The organism is Paenibacillus sp. GXUN7292, from assembly GCF_050864975.1.
Taxonomy (GTDB): domain Bacteria; phylum Bacillota; class Bacilli; order Paenibacillales; family Paenibacillaceae; genus Pristimantibacillus.
Genome location: NZ_JBOZWO010000031.1, coordinates 51,622 through 71,269, shown reverse-complemented (window position 1 = coordinate 71,269; position 19,648 = coordinate 51,622). Strand labels below are relative to the sequence as shown.

At 43.8% G+C, this 19,648-nt stretch carries 11 protein-coding genes; all 11 read left to right on the top strand.

The window, feature by feature from the left end; translation table 11 throughout:
• Nucleotides 1–58: 58 nt before the first annotated feature.
• The 11 genes from ACRRU2_RS21270 (at nucleotide 59) to ACRRU2_RS21220 (ending at nucleotide 19,284) form a co-directional block, all read left to right on the top strand.
• Entirely contained in the window at nucleotides 59–1,711 is a 1,653-nt protein-coding gene (locus tag ACRRU2_RS21270) for an extracellular solute-binding protein (protein WP_432504821.1), read from the top strand.
• Between the two features lie 90 nt (nucleotides 1,712–1,801).
• Nucleotides 1,802–2,710, top strand: a complete 909-nt coding sequence (locus ACRRU2_RS21265; protein ID WP_331697384.1) for an ABC transporter permease — start codon at nucleotides 1,802–1,804, stop codon at nucleotides 2,708–2,710.
• A gap of 15 nt (nucleotides 2,711–2,725) precedes the next feature.
• On the top strand, nucleotides 2,726–3,604 hold the full coding sequence (locus ACRRU2_RS21260) for a carbohydrate ABC transporter permease (RefSeq protein WP_331697383.1): 879 nt from the start codon (nucleotides 2,726–2,728) through the stop codon (nucleotides 3,602–3,604).
• Nucleotides 3,605–3,649: 45 nt separating this feature from the next.
• On the top strand, nucleotides 3,650–6,034 hold the full coding sequence (locus ACRRU2_RS21255) for a helix-turn-helix domain-containing protein (protein WP_432504817.1): 2,385 nt from the start codon (nucleotides 3,650–3,652) through the stop codon (nucleotides 6,032–6,034).
• A 196-nt stretch (nucleotides 6,035–6,230) separates the two neighbouring features.
• On the top strand, nucleotides 6,231–6,587 hold the full coding sequence (locus ACRRU2_RS21250) for a nucleotide excision repair endonuclease (protein WP_432504814.1): 357 nt from the start codon (nucleotides 6,231–6,233) through the stop codon (nucleotides 6,585–6,587).
• A gap of 345 nt (nucleotides 6,588–6,932) precedes the next feature.
• Nucleotides 6,933–8,582 carry a hypothetical protein gene (locus ACRRU2_RS21245; protein WP_331697380.1) on the top strand — a complete coding sequence of 550 codons (1,650 nt, stop codon included), beginning with the start codon at nucleotides 6,933–6,935 and terminating at the stop codon, nucleotides 8,580–8,582.
• Between the two features lie 103 nt (nucleotides 8,583–8,685).
• Nucleotides 8,686–10,947, top strand: coding sequence for a helix-turn-helix domain-containing protein (locus ACRRU2_RS21240; RefSeq protein WP_331697379.1), 2,262 nt, complete (start codon nucleotides 8,686–8,688; stop codon nucleotides 10,945–10,947).
• 188 nt (nucleotides 10,948–11,135) lie between these two features.
• On the top strand, nucleotides 11,136–12,767 hold the full coding sequence (locus tag ACRRU2_RS21235; RefSeq protein WP_432504812.1) for an extracellular solute-binding protein: 1,632 nt from the start codon (nucleotides 11,136–11,138) through the stop codon (nucleotides 12,765–12,767).
• 81 nt (nucleotides 12,768–12,848) lie between these two features.
• Nucleotides 12,849–13,748: an ABC transporter permease gene (locus tag ACRRU2_RS21230; protein WP_331697377.1), complete on the top strand. Its 900-nt coding sequence runs from the start codon at nucleotides 12,849–12,851 to the stop codon at nucleotides 13,746–13,748.
• A 16-nt stretch (nucleotides 13,749–13,764) separates the two neighbouring features.
• Nucleotides 13,765–14,631: a carbohydrate ABC transporter permease gene (locus ACRRU2_RS21225; protein ID WP_432504809.1), complete on the top strand. Its 867-nt coding sequence runs from the start codon at nucleotides 13,765–13,767 to the stop codon at nucleotides 14,629–14,631.
• 21 nt (nucleotides 14,632–14,652) lie between these two features.
• Nucleotides 14,653–19,284 carry a DUF7594 domain-containing protein gene (locus ACRRU2_RS21220; protein WP_432504807.1) on the top strand — a complete coding sequence of 1,544 codons (4,632 nt, stop codon included), beginning with the start codon at nucleotides 14,653–14,655 and terminating at the stop codon, nucleotides 19,282–19,284.
• The last annotated feature ends 364 nt before the right edge of the window (nucleotides 19,285–19,648 follow it).

The window sequence follows — 19,648 nt, the reverse complement described above, 5'->3', positions numbered from 1 at the left end:
CATCGACACAAGCATTGAATAGCAGGCAAATCGAACGATATGAAAAGGGGAGTACGGTATGAAGTCATTATTTTCAAAGAAAGTAATAGCTGTACTAATGGTTTTGTTGCTGGCAAGCAGTTTGGCTGCTGCGTGTGGCAAGAACAATGCCAATGAAGGCTCGAAAAACAACACAGGCAATCCGGCAACAAACAATGGCGGTTCTAAAGATTCCAACCAGTCATCAGGACCGGCCAATTTGACAGTGTGGCATCCGCTTAACCCGAATGCTCAAGCTGTGGTGCAGAGCCTAAGCGATGTGGCAATGGTACAGGAATGGGAAAAGAAAACAAACGTAAAGTTTAAGTTCGAGCATCCGACTGGAACGAATGCAGATGCACAGCAGCAGTTTGGTGTAATGGTAGCTTCTGGCTCTTATCCTGACCTTATCATTTGGCATATGAGCAACTTCCAAGGTGGTCCAGCTAAGCTGTACCAAGATGGCGTTATTATGAAGCTGAATGATCTGATCGACCAGCATGCGCCAAATTTGAAAAAAATACTGGATGAAAACCCGCTAATTGCAAAGCAGATTAAAGCGGATAATGGCGATATTTATGTATTTCCAAATCTAAAGATCGGCGATCACGGTAAATACAAAACGTTCTCCGGTCAAATGATCCGTGAGGATTGGTTGAAGGAATTGAATCTTGAAGCTCCGGAAACGGTTGATGAGTGGGAAAATGTACTCCGCAAAATTAAAGAGGCAAAAGGAATTTTCCCATACACGTCTGAAAAAGGAACGCTGCTAGGCTCCAGCAGCTCGATGGATTTCATTGGCGCATATGGCATTGGCAAAGATTTTTATTTGGAAGGCAAGCAAGTGCAATATGGACCGCTTCAGCCTGGCTTTAAGGATTACTTGGCACGCATGCAGCAATGGTATAAGGATGGGTTGATTGATCCGGATTATGCATCAAATGATAACGCAGCCAAGGAAGCAAAAATGACTTCAGGCAAAGCGGCAGCGACATTTGGATATATTGGGGGAAGTATCGGTTCATGGCTTCCTGCTATGCAGCAGTCAAATCCTGACGCTATGCTGAAAGGCGTGCAGTATCCTGTGCTTAATAAAGGCGATGAGCCTAAATTTACTGAAACAGGCTGGGATTACAGCAATACAGGCGCACTTCTTTCCAGTAAAATTAAAAACCCTGAAGCTGCGATTAAGGCGCTTGATTATCTGCTCAGTGAAGAAGGCTCGCTGCTGAAAAACTTTGGAATTGAAGGAACCACATACAACATGGTAGATGGCAAGCCGGTATACACAGATCTTATTATGAACAATCCGGACAAACTGCCGGTAGGTCAAGCAATGGCGAAGTACTTTATTGCCAATTATCCATTCCCTGGTGTTGATGATGACCGCTACAATGACCAGTACTATGCGCTTGATGCACAGAAGGATGCAGTTAAAGTATTTGCGCAATATTCCCATAATGCGGCTTCCGTATTGCTGCCGCCAATCGCATTGACGCCTGAGGAAGCATCTGAATACGGAAAAATTATGACAGATATTAATACGTATCGTGATGAAGTCGTTACTAAAATCATTATGGGAACAGCGAAGGTTGAAAGCTTCGACCAAGCCTTGGAGCAATTTAAGAAGATGGGTATTGATCGTGCGATCGAAATTCAGCAAGCAGCTTTTGATCGTTTCCAAAACCGTTAACAGCTAGTGGCGGAGGGCACCCCCTCCGCCAATTCCTTCAATGACTTGATGTTCTGGTCATTAGATAGTACGGGAAGTGAGAGTAGGGCCATGTTAAAAAAATTGAAAAAAGATTTAGTGCAAAATAAGGCGATTTATTTGATGGTGCTGCCGGTTGTATTGTATTATTTCGTATTTAAATATTTGCCTATGTACGGTTCAATTATCGCATTTAAAGATTTTAGCATTCCAAAAGGAATTTGGGGCAGCGACTGGGTAGGCTTTAAAAACTTCCAAACCTTTTTTGACAGCGTTTATTTTTGGCGTGTTTTACGCAATACCTTGCTGCTTAGCATTTATTCACTAGTATTCGGTTTTCCTGCTCCCATCATTTTGGCGATATTGTTGAATGAAATTCGGATGAAGCTGTTTAAGAGTGTCGTTCAAACCGTTACGTACTTGCCGCACTTTATTTCTTTGGTCGTTATTTGCGGACTCATTCTTGATTTCACCAACCGTGAAGGCTTTATTAGCGCCATTATTGAATTTTTCGGAGGTCAGCGAACTACGTTATTATCCGATGCTGCTAATTTCCGAACAATTTATGTAGCCTCAGGCATATGGCAGGAGCTAGGCTGGTCGTCCATTATCTTTTTGGCGGCGATTAGTGGAATCAATCCTGATTTGTATGAGGCGGCTAAAGTGGATGGAGCAGGGAGATTTAGGCAAATGTGGAGCATTACGCTGCCAAGCCTAGTTCCGATTATTATGATTTTGCTCATTCTGCGAATCGGCGGCTTGATGGATATCGGCTTTGAAAAGGTTATTTTGCTGTATAATCCAAATACCTATGAAACAGCAGATATTATTTCTTCCTTTGTTTATCGAAAAGGGATTGCAGAAGGGCAGGATTACAGCTTTACTTCCGCGGTGGGCTTATTCCAAGCGGTTATTAACCTAGCACTGCTTATTAGCGCCAACTGGTTCTCTCGCCGTGTATCCGGGAGCAAGCTTTGGTAGAGGAGGATTTTTGCGATGAAGGAAACAACAGGTGCAGACCGCATCTTTACTTTTTTTAATACGATTTTAATGCTATTGCTCATAGTAGTCACTTTATATCCGATCTATCATGTTGTAATGGCATCCTTGAGTGATTCGAATCGTTTGATTGCACACCAGGGACCATTGCTTGCGCCGCTTGGCTTTAGCCTGGAAGCTTATATGCGCGTGTTGAAAAATCCTAATATATTCAGCGGATATTTGAATACGTTTATTGTTCTTTTTGCCGGAACGTTCGTTAACTTGCTATTTACGGCGCTTGGCGCTTATGGATTATCCAGAAAATTCATGCTGCGCAAACCTATAATGCTTGCTATTATTTTTACGATGTATTTTAGCGGCGGATTGATTCCTACTTATCTACTTATTAATAATTGGCTGCAAATGGGCAACAACCTGCTGGCGCTTATTATCCCTGTAGCAGTCAGTACATGGAATCTTATTATTATGCGCACCTCCTTCGAGGCGCTGCCGGAAAGCTTAATCGAATCTGCCAAAATAGACGGCTCAGGGGAATTCGGCATTCTGTTCCGCATTGTAGTGCCGTTATCCATGCCGGTTATCGCCGTTATGATTCTATATTATGGCGTTGCTCATTGGAACTCATGGTTTAATGCCATGCTGTTTATTCGCAGCCGAGAGCTGTTTCCGCTGCAAATTATTTTGCGCGAAATACTAATTATCAATGATACGAATTCGATGCAATTAGGAGACGCTATGGCGGATCAAGAAGGAATTAGAGAAAGCATCAAATATGCTACAATAATAGTGGCTACGCTGCCTATCCTATTAATCTATCCGTTCTTGCAACGTTTCTTCGCTAAGGGCGTAATGATTGGTGCGGTAAAAGAGTAGCTGCTGCTAAGATGTCGACCCTAGCTCAGGTGGTGAATGATTACTATGAAACGAAAGGTTTTTAAGTTTTGGCTATATTCGTATTTATTTGTACTAAGTATTCCAATTCTAATCACCTTGATCGTTTTGTTGCAATCACAAAACATGCTGATCAAGGAGGTACGCAAATCGAATGATACGCTGCTTGATCAGGTACAGCAATTTATAGATAACCAGGTTACGGATATTCGGCGTCTTGGCACACAGCTTTCGTTCGATCCCACAATAACGGTTCATTTGAATCGTGACACGTATGATACAGCTGAAGCTAGATTCAAAAATATGAATATCATCTCTGTTCTTAGGGCGTACACCTTTGCCAACGGGAATATTCATGATGCCTATATCTATATGAAGCAAAATGATTATGCCATTACAACGACGACCTACATGCCAGCGGATGATTTGTACACCACCCTGCATAAAACGTTAGGCATTAGCTTTGAAAACTGGCAGGATTGGGTTAGACAAGGAAACCCGGGCACCTTTCTTTCTTTAAATGAGGATACAGTTGGAGCGGCAACAGCATCTGCGGAAAAGCCAACAGCAGTAGCATCCGCGAATGTCTCAGATGCTGCAGCATCCAATCCAGCAACGGCTCGAACGAATGGCGCCTTAGTTTATGTGCAGTCTCTGCCGCTGCAGGAGATGGAGCAATCTTCGGGAACGTTAGTCGTGATGCTTAACGAGGAGCGCTTCACTTCGGCAATTTCACAAATCGGGTTAGCCAATGACGGAGCTGTCTATGTACTTGATTCCGATGGACATATTGTGATGACGACAGGAACAAAAACGGATTTGGCAGCGTTGCCGTTAGCGCAAATGACCGGACAAAGAGGGTTTCTTATTGAGTCGATCAAGGGCGATAATGCAGCGATTTCGTATGTAAAGTCGAGTGAGACAGAGTGGACGTATATTTCAGTAATACCGGAGCAGGTTTATTTGGCGGAAGTTACGATGCTCAAGACTTTAATCTATCTTTCCATTGTATTATGCTTAGGCATCGGCGGATTTATTGCCTTTTGGATGACGCGTAAAAACTATGCGCCTATCAAAAATATGATGGACTTTGTCTCCTCCAAAGTGAAAACGAACTTGAAATCCATGCCGAATGAATTTGCTATATTGCAATCCTTTATGACAGAAAGCGCAGCTATTCAGGATGAGGCCAACAAGAAGCTGGAAGAACAGCGAGTTGTGCTGCGCAACCAGTTCCTTACTCGCTTGCTTAAGGGCAGGGTAGACACGGCTTCCGCATTGTCCCATGCTATAGAAGCACATGATCTGCAATTTAAGACCGATCGTTTTGCAGTATTGCTTGTGCAGATTGAAGACTTTTCTCCCTTGTTCCAGACGAATCAAGGTTTAGACGCGGAGAAGAAATACCAATTTGTATATTTGATCATTACGAATATATTCGGCGAGCTATTAGCTGATCATCATGATGTTTATTTTACTGAAATTGACGGTATGATTGCCTGCTTGGTGAATACGGAAGGCAACGAGAAGGAAGCGAAGAAGCAGCTGCTTGATATCACTTCACAGGCTAAACAATTTATCGAAGAAAGATTTTTTGTGCGCTTTTCTGTAGGGGTAAGCTCCATTCATCCATTATGGTCGTCTATACCGAAATGCTATGACGAGGCGAAAGAGTCATTGGAATACAAGCTGGTGCTGGGCTCCAATCAGGTTATAGCGTATGATGCGATCAAGCAGCCCAAAAATGAGTTTTATTACCCGCTTGATCTGGAACGGCAAATTATTAACTGGATTGGCTCCGGTGATTATGAGGAAGCGGCTGAAATTTTGCAGAAGGTGCTTATTGCTAATTTCGCAGAGGGAACGCTGTCGCTTCAAATGGGCAAGCTGCTTATGTTTGAGCTCCTCGGTACGATGCTTAGAGCTGTTGAGCAATTTCAGCTTGGCACGCGCGAGATTATGGATGTGAAGTCTGAGCTTGTTACGCATATTACCAACTGTGAGACGATGGCCGAAATGGAAGAGGCTATCCTCAGCTTCTTGAAAACCATTTGCGATTACTTGCAGCAGAAGAAGAAAAGTCATAACACGGACCTGAAGAGTCGTATCGTCGAGTATGTATTAGATAATCTTAGTGATCTGAACATAAGCTTGACGAGCATCGGACTTGAGTTCGACATTAACCCGACCTATTTGTCACGCTTCTTCAAGGAACAGACAGGCGAAAACTTTATTGATTTTGTCAATCAACGCAGGGTAGAAAAGACCAAGCAGCTTTTGATGGATACGGATGAACCGATTCAAGCGATTGCCGAACAATGCGGCTTTGCCAACAGCCAGTCTTTACTGCGTGTCTTCAAGAAGTATGAAGGCATCACGCCCGGCCAATTCAGAAAAAGCCGAGTAGGTTAGGCATACTGTGGAGGCTGTAGATTCATTGTGGGCAACCAGCGGTGGAAGCCCAAACTTGCACGCAGTGCTATTCCTTTCAGTTGCTTGTTGACTAAATCGCAATGAATTGGCGCTTACCTTGTGCACGATTCACTTGCCTTTTTTCATAAATATGTGATAGCATAAACACCTATATGGAAAGAGGAAGTGAATCTTCGTGATACTAATCACTGTACCAACACCGGATGTCACCATCTTCAAAAAAGTGAATCCCACAGAAAGCAATATTTACGGATTTACTGAATTTCATCTGATTTCGAGAGAGTTCGGCGGTATATTTATGTTTTACAACGACAAGGATGAATTAATGTTCGTAGGTAAAGCAAGAAAACTAAGACCTAGAATAAAGAAACATTTTGAGGATTCCGTATCCCCCATTAAAATGCACAGAGACAAAGTGGCAAAAATAGAAGTATGTATCGTAGAAGATCCTGTTCATAGGGAAATTTATGAGACATATATCATTAACAAGCTTAAGGCCAAGTATAACGAAGACAAAGTTTTCTTCAGATAATTAGCCATAGCCATATAGTGAGTAAAACCCAATAGAAACCTGAAGCGGTTTCTATTTTTTTATTGTTAAGGAAATTGAAATATAGGGAGCGGCAACACAAAGGGTATTTTTTTCTTTCGGCGGGAGGGCATCTTCTGCCGATTTTTTTATCATTGTTTTCATACAGTAATCATTTTTTGCGATAAGGAAAAGGAATGATTATTGCGGTTTATACAGTAGCATTAATACAATGAATACGCGGCCTTGATCCCAATCTTGATCGCAGTGGCACCCCTTTCTATTGCTTGGTGCCCTATCCACAATGAATCGACATCTCTATAAATGTATCATTTTGAGGAGGAACCTATGTACAGAACGGTAAAGAACATTAACGAGCTCATGACTCTATCATTAGGAGAAGGCAATGTAGTACGTACGCTTGGTTATTATGAAATTGGAGATGGAGGCGGCGCCGAGTATATTATTCAGAAGACCTCCTTAGCTGTGGATATGGGAAGCGTCATCCCGGTTCCTGGAGAGTTCCAAGCTCATCTCATCGTTCAGGATAGAGTTTATTATAAGGTTTTCGGAACCAAGAACAACGGAATATTTGATGATGGGATTGCGATTAAGAAAGCCCATGCTTTCGCTAATGCAAAAAAGCTGCCTATCATCAATCCTAGCGGTGAATACTGGATTAAAGACACTTATGACATTGAAATACAAACGGGCGTAGATTGGGGAATGTCTGTTTTTCATATCGATGAGGCTTTTAATCGTACGGATGCTTCTAGGTTTCTAGTGAGTGGGGAGAAACCGGCGATTGAACTGGAGCGTTCACGCCAGATGCAACTATTACCTTATTTGAGAAAGGGACAATATATCATACCGGAGCTAAAGGAATTCGCCAATCATATTGTTATTGTACGAGATGATCATTGTCGGGTCGGACATCGGAGTGGAGATATTCAGAAGTCATGGGCAATGGAAGATTTCTTCTACGTGGAAGAGCATGGACGCATACTTGGCGAGATTACATGGGATTTTGGTGATATTACTCATTTGGAATTGATCCCATGCGATCCTAATTATCTAGTGATACAGGGAGGATCCTTCTTCTTAACTGGTAATAACAGCGGTGATGGCGGCCAGTATAAGTGGGCGGGGTTTCAGATTATGCGTAGTCGTACCACGATAAGAAATCAGTACGTAGGCTTGGAGCCGGGATGCAGCGATATTTCGATGGATCCGAGGAAGGGCTTTTACGGGATTTACAAATGCGCGGACATTACGCTGGAGAATATCAGAATGATTCCTTCCGAATGCAGGAGAGGCGGCTCGTTGAATGTTCCTCACGGAACCTATGGTATTCATGGAGAACGTGTGCTTAATCTGCTTTTGAAAAATGTTATTGCAGAAGGCAGTCATATCCATTGGGGAGTTGTAGGCACTAACTTGATTAAGAACTTCAGAGTAGAGTCGTGTCGTATCAATCGAATAGATGTTCACTTTCACTGTCATAATCTTTATGTTAGAGACAGCACAATTGGCTTGAAGGGTATAACTGTTACAGGCGGCGGAGATTTATTTGTGGAGAATACAACGGTATATGGCAATACGTTTATTCAATTGAGAAGAGACTATGGGTCGCGCTGGGACGGCGATATTCGAATTCGAAATTGCAAATTAAGAGTTGCCGAGACGGAGGATCATAAATCGATATTGTCATTCGACCATGAAGACAAATATTACGGATATGATATTGTTTACAGCAGGACGATTAAAATTGAAGATTTCATTATTGACTACACGTCGGAGCCTTCAGATGATTCTGATATGCGGCTTGTTTATCACCCGTCATTGGACACAGCAGGCGGCAGAACTATTCAATTTCCGTTAAGCATGAAATTCAAAGATATTCTGGTTTCCGGAAGAAATAAGGGATTGAAATGGGAAGAATATCCTTATCTTGAATCATTATGTAAGGTAACGTTTGAAAATGTAGACCTTGATTGATGAATCACGATAGGTGCAGCGCTATTGCCAACTTCACAACATTCCTTTAAAATGTTCGTAGCTTTTATAACATGACAGCCTGTGAAGAATGGAGGAGTTGTTCGTGACGTTTAAGAGAAAGCTGATCATCTACTCGATTCTCATTAGCACGATACCCGTTATGCTGGTTGGGTGGTTAGCAACTTCCTTTGCGTCCAAGAGCATACAGGAGGAAGTACAATTGAATCATCAGCTGCTGCTGAAGCATGTCGAGTACCGCTTGGTGCAGTTTATGAATAATCTCAACACACAGGCTGTAATACTGGCGACAACGCCCATGATCGAGAGAGCTATAGAGACAGGCCCGTCTGAGAAGAAAAATGTAAGCGATTCCATGGAGTTGATTGAGACGCTGCGCAGACAGGTGAATTATTCGCTCATCCGTTATGACATTGCGCTTGTCTATAAGAAATATGACTATGTGTTCTCAACGATTCATAAATCCGTGTCGTATCAGGATTCTATCTATGAAAAGATACTGAAGAGCGCATCTGCTAATCGCAATGCTCCCATCGTCGTATCTCCACAAACCTATAATAATCCAGGTCTTATCCTTATTCGACCCATTCCATATTACTCGCATTATACCGATGGATTCATTGCGTTGAATGTAGACTCTCACGAACTGTCCAAGCTGCTGTTGCAGAGCGATACGGAGCCGAATTACCGGAGTGACATTATCATCATCGACGATTTGGGCAATGTCGTGATCAGTAACGGCGAGGTCGATTCAGGGGCGAAGCTTTTATCTTCTTCAGAGCTATACAAGTTCTGGCAGAAGCCGCAAGTTCAGACAGGCTTCTATTCCCAGAATGGGGAGAAATTCCAGCTTTCGGCGCTTAAGCTGCCAAGTTATAAGTGGACGATTCTTGCAAGCACGCCTATAAGCGAGCTTAACGGTAAAGCAAATAATATAAAGGCTGTTACTTGGGGAGTTATCGCTGTACTGATGTTGTTCTGGCTGATTGTCTCCATTACGAGTACGAATCGACTTCATGCGCCTATTGAGCGCTTGTTGATGCAAGTTCCATCAGCATATAAGCAGCATAAGTCCAATGAATTTCAAATTGTGGAAGAGCTTCTTCAAGATACGATCAAGGATAATCAGGAGCTGAAGCATCAATTCAATGCCCATCTCCCATCGTTGAAGGAGAATATGTCTCATCATCTTGTTTGGGGAGATATGTCAGAGGCTCAGATCCATCTGAAATCCGAGCAGTTGGGCTTGACTATTGAAGGCACTCATTATAGGGTGCTGCTTGTAATCGTAGATCAATTATCTGACTTTACAAATAGCTATATGGGACAGGATCAATCGCTCATTCACTATGCAGTTAAGAAAATGGTCGAAGAAATTTGCGAAGAGGACTATTCCTGTATTGCTTTCGTTCCACAGCCTGGACAAGTGGCGCTTATTGTAGGTGAACGTGATGCTATCAAGAATAGCGAGTGGGAACGAAGGCTATTGCATACTGCGGAGAAAATTCGTCAGGCAGTGTGTACATACTTCCGTTTTACGGTAAGCGTATGTATTAGTAGCGGTGAGACAGGATTGATGGGAATCCGATCATGCTACCAAGAAGCAGCGGACCTGTCGGGTTATCGTTTAATGCTAGGACCGAACATTACGATAACGAAGAACAGTCTGGAGCCATTCATTAAGCAGTATTCAAATGAAATTGTAGCACTCCAGAAGAAGGTGCTTTCCAGACTGACAAGCGGCAGGATACAGGAAGCGACAGTTCTGCTGCACGAATTAACAGAACTGATTGCGAGCAGGGTGCATCATCCAGATACCGTTCGTGGAATCTATTCACATCTATTGATTGAGCTGGACGTGTATTTACATGAGCTGGGTCATGAGCTGCAGCCATTGTTTACAAATAACTTGCACTCTAAACTGCATGAATGGGATACGGTTGAAGAAATTCGCGAATGGCTGATCCGGGAAGTGTTTACCGTTGTTAGTGATTACTTGGATCAATTATCGTTCTCCAAGCAGGATATGGCCGTTTTGGCTGTCATTCAGAGTGTTGATGAGAACTGGGATGCGGATCTCATGCAAATTGCTGAGCAGCACCACATCTCCGTACCAAATTTGAGTCGTGCCTTCAAGGAGAGGACAGGTGAGAATTTCTCGGACTACCTCATACGAACACGAATGACAAAGGCACAGGAGTGGCTGCGGAATACGAGTATGCCGATTGCGAGCATTGCAGAGCGGTTGCATTATTCGAATGTGCAAAATTTCAACCGTTCCTTTAAGCAATACACAGGCATTACGCCAGGCAGGTATCGCAGTGAGCAAGAAGCACAATCGGGTTAATGAGAGGAAGCGGAAAGTCGCAGTTTTATGCGATTCCCGCTTTTTTTATCGCAAATTTCAGCTCGTTATCATTTGTTGCAAGAGCCGCCAAAACGTGATTATTGCGGGTAATTTACACGCTTATTATGATGTATCCAGGTCCATACGGGCTTAATCCCAATTAACAAAGAATGAGGGGGAAGACAAGGATGTTGAAGATGGTTAGCAAGTCAAAGAAGACAGTGTCAAAAATGATTGTGCTCCTGCTCGCAACAGTAATAATGCTATCAGCCTGTTCATCAGCAGGGAATACGAACACACCAAGCACAGGTGGTGAACCAACTTCGAGTGCAACGCAAAATGCAGGGAAAGAAGAGTCTAAGGAACCAGTAAGATTAAGCATTCTTACGACACATACCAATTCCGAATATCCAATGAAAATGAAGGTTGCTGACGATCCGTTCATCAAGGAGTTGAGCAAATTGTCCGGTTATGATCTGCAATATGAATTTTTAGGTCATGCAGCGGATTTTGATCAACAATTAACGGTGCGATTCGCATCCGGCAATCTCGCCGATCTTGTACGTACCCCAAGTATTGAGCATGCGAGTCATCCTGGCGCTGTAGAAGAAGGGATCTTCACGGAACTAGGTCCACTGCTGGAGCAATATGGGCCGAATATATTAGCGAATATTCCACAGGAAGCTTGGAATAGTCCGCTGGTCAGCAAAGACGGCAAGATCTATGCGATTCCAATGACGACAGGGCTTCCTGCAAGCAAGGTTATCTATGTCCGACAGGATTGGCTGGATAAGCTGAAAATGGAGCAGCCGAAGACGATTGATGATTATCTCGCTTTCTTCGAAGCGGTGAAGGTTAATGATATGAATGGAGACGGTAATCCGAATGATGAATATGGGTATTACGTTCGTGAGAACTTGAGCTATGCGGATTTGTTCTTCCAGGAGTTCGGTGTCTCCCCGCATGCTTGGCATGTAGTTGATGGTCAGATGATTCCTGATATCATTCGTCCAGAGATGAAGGATGCGATTGCATTCTGGAAGATGTTATACGATGAAGGATATGTTAATCCAAACTTATTCACAAATTCAGGCGCCGATTGGTCAGCAGGTATTGTACAAGGAAAAGCCGGCGTATGGGTTCATGAAATTGCAAACTATAGCTTGGGCTGGTCTCCTGGCGTTTATGTCAATCAACCGGATGCCAAGGTTGATGTACTGGCTCCGCCTACAGGACCTAAGGGACAAGGCGGGCTATCTCTCCGCACCAACGGTGTCGGTCATGTATGGGCCATTCCTGCCTCATCCAAGAACGCAGTAGAAGCAATTAAATTTCTGAACTGGGCTTGGTCTGAGGAAGCGGATAACTTTTTTGCTTATGGTGTCGAAGGCTTTAGCTACGAGGTTAAGGATAACAAGGTGAATTGGAATCAAGCGGTGTCAGTGGGAGATTTAAAAGTTAACCCTTCCTTCTATCAGAGGATTATTAACGTACGAGGTACTGGTGCAATGCATGATAATGTAATCGAGATGTCACCTGACAAAGATATCCTGAGAAAGGGAATTAAGATCGCAGAAGAAGCGATTATTGAGCACGATAGTCTCAACATGCCTGCCCTTGAAGCCTTCAGTACAAATCCAGAGCTCAGACCTGGAGATGGGTGGACATCTGGAGGATTGTTCCTCGATATGTTCGCCAAGGTCGTGACAGGCAGAGAAGAGTTGGATCCTGCATTTGATCATTTTGTCGCTGAGTGGAAACGTCGGGGCGGCGATGCAGCAATTGCTGAGGCAACAGAGTGGTATAACAGCAAGAAATAACGAATAGCATGCATAATCACCCGCATGGTCGTTAGATCCTTTGCGGGTGTTTTCTTCTACATTAGGAAAAGAGGGGAAATTGTGCTTAAAAAAAACTTGGGAAATGACAAATGGATTGTTCTACTGTTAATGCTGCCTGGCATTCTGCATTTCCTGATTTTTAAATATTTGCCGCTAGGCGGCAACATCATTGCCTTTCAGGATTACAACATGTTCCGCGGCATTATGAATAGTGACTGGGCTGGCTTTAAGCATTTTGCAACGATTTTCACCTATGAAGAGTTTTACAATGTACTGCGCAATACGATTATATTTAGCTTTATGTCCATCCTATTTGGTTTTCCAGCACCGCTAATCCTGGCATTGCTGCTCAATGAGGTCATGAAAATGTGGTTTAAGCGTTCGCTGCAGACACTGCTGTATTTACCTCATTTCCTATCATGGGTCATTGTAGGCGGGATCTTCATTAATCTTCTATCGATAGACGGTGTCCTCAATACACTTCTCTCTTTCGTTGGTATACAGCCAATTGATTTTATAACGAGACCTGAGTGGTTCCGGGGCGTAATCGTGTCTATCGGAATTTGGAAAAGTATTGGGTGGGGCACCATCATCTATCTGGCAGCACTAGCTGGCATTAATCCGAACCTTTATGAAGCGGCCGTTGTCGATGGCGCTGGACGCTGGAAGCAGATGTGGTATGTAACGCTGCCTTCTCTTATGCCGACGGTTGTCGTCCTGTTTCTTCTGCAAATTGGCAATGTATTGGAAGCCAATGTGGAACAAATTTTGATTTTCCTCAATCCGCTTGTTCGAGATGTTGGTGAAGTAATTGATACTTATGTATACCGTGTAGGCTTGTTGAATGCCCAATTCAGCTATACCACTGCAATTGGATTATTCCAGTCCATTGTTGGATTGGTGATGGTCATGTCGTTAAATTCCTTAAGCAAGAAGGTTTCTGGCGAAAGTATTTATTGAGAAGGGAGTAGGAGTTATGGTTAGATCGAAATCAGACTGGGTATTCACCTCCATTAATGGAACAATCTTAATTCTTATTTCCGTATCGATGGTGCTGCCGCTTATTCATCTGCTTGCGGTGTCATTCAGTGATGCGCTGTATGCTAATGCGAAGCTGGTGTATTTCTGGCCGAAAGGATTTCAGCTTGATGTCTATAAAACGATTTTTGGCATGAACACCTTATGGCGTTCAATGGGAGTTACGATTTTTATAACGGTGGTTGGTACGCTCATCTATTTGATGTTTACAACCTCAATGTCTTATGGACTTGCGAGACCTTTCACGCCTGGCAAGAAAATTATTCTGCGTCTTGTACTTGTCACACTCGTGTTTAATGCGCCGCTTATTCCGAATTATTTGGTCATTAGCTCAATAGGGCTCGAAAATACGCTATGGGCATTAATGCTCCCGGGTGCGCTTAATGCGTTCGGCGTTATTATTATGAAAACCTTCTTCCAGGGATTGAGCTCCGAGCTGTTCGATGCTGCCAAAATTGATGGCTGCAGTGAGTTTGGCATTTTTACCCGGATTGCATTACCGTTATCCACGGCTGGTATAGCGACGCTTGCGCTTTTTCATGCGGTAGGGCTATGGAATTCTTACTTCGCCGCTCTCATTTATATTCGTACGAAAGAGCTGTTCCCGCTGCAAATTATGCTTCGCAGTCTTGTCGTTGAAGAGAATTTCATGTTCAATCCAAGTGGCGGAGAAATACTATCGGCTACACCAGAGATGATGAAGGCAGGAATCATACTATTTGCGACTGTTCCTATTCTGATTGTATATCCGTTTCTGCAAAAATATTTCGTGAAGGGTGCTATGCTTGGTTCGTTGAAGGAATAGAAGAATATGGGAGGATTGTCGATGAAAAAGTATTTTATTTGTATCTTTGCTTTCATCATAATGATAGGCTTATTTCCCTTTTTAGCTTCTGCAAACGCACCAAATGTATACGATAATTTACGATTAAAATATAGAAATACACTATTGGGCGGCACTTTGGATGCGACCGATCCTATAGTTGCTTCTAAGCTGGCAGTAATTGACGACGATACGGAAAAATATTGGGCAAGCCAAAATGTGGACGGGGTCTGGGATGAGTATGAGCAGTTTGTTGATTCAAACTCGGCGTATACGGCTTACTCTTTACGAAGGTTGAAAAATATGGCGATCAGCTGGTCACTTCCTGAATCGCAATATTATCAAAATTCAATTCTCTTAGCAGATATTTTGAAAGGAATGGATTACCTGTACACCGACCAATATAACGAAAATACTGTTCGCTATGGGAATTGGTGGTGGTGGGAGATTGGTACACCATTCGAGCTAAATGATCTCGTCGTCCTTCTCTATGATGAGCTGACTAGTACACAGAGTGCGAATTATATGAAGGCGGTTAAAAAGTTTGTTCCCAACCCAGTTAGAACGGGGGCAAATTTGACGGATTCAATCAAAATAGTTGCTGTCAGCGGTGTGATCAGTAAGGATAGCGTTCGAATCCAGGCAGCATCGGATGCACTAAGTCAGGTTTTTCCTTATGTAACGGCTTTGGACGGCTTCTACGCTGATGGCTCCTTTGTTCAGCATTTCTATTTCCCTTATGCAGGCGCTTATGGGGATGCATTGCTGGCCAGTATTAGCGTATCGATGAATTTGCTTGCAGGCTCGCAGTGGGAAAATACGGATCCGTTGAAAACGAATGTGTTTAACTGGGTGTTCGACACGTTCGAGAATGCCTTGAACAAAGGGACAATTATGCAGGCTTTTATGGGCCGCGGCCATTCGAGGTCTGCTAATTCAACGAATATATTAGCTGCCATATCAAACATCTCTCAAATGTCGGGCAATCCCTATGCTAGCGAAATGCAGGGACTGGTTAAATATCATATCCAGAACAGCGATGAGACGATGATCTATGAAGCGTTGTCTCTAGCGAACTATACGCAAATCAAGCAAATCATGGATGACACGACTATTTCGCCTAGACCAGCACCTGCTGGCAATCGACAGTTCTATAATCAAGATGTGGCAGTTCATCATGGTAATGACTGGACACTAGTTGTGAGAAACCACTCGACGCGGATGGCGACCTATGAGAGCTTCGGCGGTGTGAATCTGGAGCCGTGGTACCAAGCAGACGGTGTGACTTATTTATATAATGATTCGCTGGACTTTACGGATAACTATTTGACGACAGTGGATAATCATCGACTTCCGGGCATCACTGTCGATATTGACCGCTCCAGACCATCAGCGGGGTCAGACGGATTCAGGAGCGAGCAAGATATGACCGGAGGCGTGGAGCTGGATCGTTTGTTCGGCGTGACACTGATGGATTTCAAGCAGCACAATTATTCGAATATGGACTTGGAGGCGAAGAAATCCTGGTTCATGTTCGATGACGAAGTAGTAGCCTTGGGGTCAGGGATAACGAGCACGTCGGGAAGAACAATTGAGACGATCGTGGAGAACCGGGCACTTGATAGCGGCGGCTTGAATCCGTTAACGGTGGACGGAATAACGAAGCCTGCAAGTTCAGGCTGGCAAGAGACGATTGCTTCGACAGATTGGGTGCACTTGGCAGGTACGGGAGGCTTCTACTTCCCTAAAGGCGATTCGATTAAAATGTTAAGGGAGCAGCGTGCTCGAGAAGCTCGTGAAATTAATGCGAACGGCCTTCCAAGAAGCAGTGAGTTCGATAGTGCATCATTGCCATCTGCATGGCAGTGGACTCGTGAAGATTCTTCGCATTGGAAGCTGGAAAATTCAGCTTTAGTGCTTACGGCTCAGCAAGGCTCGTTAGCTGGAGCAGCAAATTCCACGAAAAATATTTTGACATTTGAAGTACCGCGTGGCGACTACACGATGTCGACTAAGCTGACGTTCGATCCAGTAGCTGATGGACAAGAAGCGGGAATCATAATGTACTTGGATGATGATAACTACATCTATCTATCCAGGGCGGGAACAGCCTCAGGGACGGAACTGCGTGCTGTCAATGAAGTGATGGGTTCAGCGACGGTGCATAGCAGCTTGGACTCGTTTAACAGCACGATGTATTTGAAGCTGGACAAAGACGGTGACCAATATTCGCTCTATGCAAGTAGCGATGGTGTGAACTGGGGAACTGTCATTCACGCCTTTACGAGGCAATTTGAAAGGCAGTTAGGTCAAAAGCTCACGATGGGGGTTTTTGCTCATAGTGGTACGGGTACCTTGGAAGCCGAGGCTGCCTTTGATTGGATTGAAACGCTTGTGACGAATCATTATGTCACGATATGGAAGGATCACGGCGAGGATCCATCTGATCAGATGTACAGTTATGTGATGTTGCCCAATATGAGCAGCACAGAGGTAGAGAGCTACTCCGTTAATCCAGATATCGAGATTGTGGAACAATCGAAACAAATTCATGCGGTGAGAGAGCGATCGCTCGGTCTATTAGGAGCTGTGTTCTGGGAGCAAGCAGGAGGCATGATCGATTATTTGTCCAGTCGCCAGCAAAGCGCGGTCATGGTGAAGGATACAGGGACAGAGATGCAACTCGCTGTATCGGATCCATCGCAGAAGCAGGCCAAGGTTGTTATCGAGTTGAACAGAAGCGGGACGGGTGTCATCAGCCAAGATCCAGAAGTAACTGTCGTTCAACTACAGCCGACCATCATTCTGGAGGTCAATACAGCCAGCACTCCGGGAAAATCTTTTGAAATCAGCCTGGCCTATGACGCGAATACAACTGCGTTGCCTTCAAATGCTCCTGTTGGTTTAACAGGCAATTACAATGGCGTTGACGAGAGCCATCGTTTATCTTGGAATGCGATTGATAGTGCAATAAGCTACAATGTGTATCGGAGTACGACTAGCGGAAGCGGGTATGTACAGCTGGCATCGGGTATAACTTCCCCTAGTTATACGGATGCCGCGATTGGTCATGCACCTTATTACTATAAAGTGACAGCAGTTTCGACCTATGGGGAAAGTTCTTATTCCGATGAGATTCGAGTGGAGAACGAATCGAACATTCGATTACTGCCTGCAGCTGACACTTTCGTGCGCGATGGAGCAGAAGAGGGCATTAATTATGGCAGTGATCGTGAACTGATTATTAAAAAATCAAATTCAGTTGGCTTCACCCGTGAAACTTTCATGAAATTCGATCTCAATGGCATTGATGCTGATCAAATTATATCTGCCACGCTCTATGCTTATGGGAGGGCCATTGATGGCACCTCCGTTCAGGTGCATGCTCATGGTGTGGAGGATGATAGCTGGGATGAGAACAGCTTGACTTGGCTCAATAAACCGACTCTATCTCCAATACAATCAACATTAGTAATTGACAGCTTGGCCGATCGGTGGAGGGCGTTCGATGTCACATCGCATGTGAAGAGTCAGTATGCAGGAGATGGTATGGTCAGCTTAGCATTCAGCTCTGCAGCAGGCGCTGGCGCTAACTTTGAAAGCCGTGAGGGTGGTGTAAGGCCATATTTGGAGCTAAAAGTAAGAGAGGATCGCGCGCTTACGCCTATGGCGGATGCCTATGTGCGGAATGGAGCGTACTCGGAGCAAAATTTTGGTTTCAAAGATGAACTTGTCATTAAGAAATCAAATTCCACTGGTTTTGCAAGAGAGTCATTTTTGAAATTTAATCTAGATTCGATTATGGGTGAAGAAGTGGCTTCAGCGAAGCTTTATGTGTATGGCAGAGTGGTAGATGGTGTTGACCTTACCTCCGATGTGGAAGCCTATGGGGTTGATGATGATAGTTGGACCGAGCATGGAATCACCTGGAGTAATAAGCCGCTATTAACCGCGCTGCAATCTACAGCAACTATTGATAGTACGAATGAATGGAGAGAATTTGATGTTACTGAGTATTTGCAAAGTCAGCTGGATGGAGACCGGGTCGCGACGATCGCTCTAAAGGATATAGGCGGTTTTGGATCCATATTTACAAGTAAAGAAGGAAACTTCCAGCCATACTTGGATGTGAAGATGTCAACGCTTGTTTCTACAACAGCAGATGCCTATGTCCGTGACGGGACTTATGCAGACGTGAATTACGGATCGGATCGTCAGCTTGTGACGAAGAAGGGGAATGTCGGCTTTTCTCGACGAGCCTATTTGAAGTTCGACCTTTCACATTTAGAAGGAAAGACTGTCTCTTCAGTAAAGCTGCTCCTATACGGTAAAGCCGAAGCAACTCACTTGGTTGCCAATGTAGAAGCCTATGGTGTCGAAGATGATACTTGGACAGAGAGCGGGATTACCTGGAATAACAAGCCCGCATTCACCTCGTTCCAGTCGGCGATAAGCATAAACGGTACTGATGAGTGGAGAGAATTTGATATTACTGCATTCGTGCAGAATCAGCTGGCGGGGGACATGATTGTATCTATTGGCTTGCTAGATGTGAGTGCGAATGGGTCGATATTTTCCAGCAAAGAAGGTATAAATAACAGCTATCAGCCCTATTTAAGTATTGTTCTGGAGTAGCTGCGGCAGAATTTACATCAATCTGGCAGGAGAGATTGATATGATATTAGAGATGATTTTATAACCAGGCATCTGAAACGCAATATTCAGTTCATCAAATTGAACAACCTTTCGTTGAACTTTATATTTTGCAGCAAGTCCTTGTCGGCAGAAGCGGAATCGCTCCTACCAAGACAGGGGCTTGTTTTGATTAAAATAATAGAAAGTATTAGTTTTAACTTATCCTGTTTCTATATTTCATCGGTAAACGCGCCTGTCCAAAGGACGGCGGAGCCGTTTATCCTTGTTCCATTCGGCCCTTCCTTATATAATGTCTGCTTTCTGGTATACTATATCAATAGATATATATAGGAGTGGAATTTAG

Excerpts from the sequence above, each read along its gene's own strand:
- ACRRU2_RS21270 (WP_432504821.1), top strand. The coding sequence starts at position 59 with ATGAAGTCATTATTTTCAAAGAAAGTAATAGCTGTACTAATGGTTTTG.
- ACRRU2_RS21265 (WP_331697384.1), top strand. The coding sequence starts at position 1,802 with ATGTTAAAAAAATTGAAAAAAGATTTAGTGCAAAATAAGGCGATTTAT.
- ACRRU2_RS21260 (WP_331697383.1), top strand. The coding sequence starts at position 2,726 with ATGAAGGAAACAACAGGTGCAGACCGCATCTTTACTTTTTTTAATACG.
- ACRRU2_RS21255 (WP_432504817.1), top strand. The coding sequence starts at position 3,650 with ATGAAACGAAAGGTTTTTAAGTTTTGGCTATATTCGTATTTATTTGTA.
- ACRRU2_RS21245 (WP_331697380.1), top strand. The coding sequence starts at position 6,933 with ATGTACAGAACGGTAAAGAACATTAACGAGCTCATGACTCTATCATTA.
- ACRRU2_RS21235 (WP_432504812.1), top strand. The coding sequence starts at position 11,136 with ATGTTGAAGATGGTTAGCAAGTCAAAGAAGACAGTGTCAAAAATGATT.
- ACRRU2_RS21225 (WP_432504809.1), top strand. The coding sequence starts at position 13,765 with ATGGTTAGATCGAAATCAGACTGGGTATTCACCTCCATTAATGGAACA.
- ACRRU2_RS21220 (WP_432504807.1), top strand. The coding sequence starts at position 14,653 with ATGAAAAAGTATTTTATTTGTATCTTTGCTTTCATCATAATGATAGGC.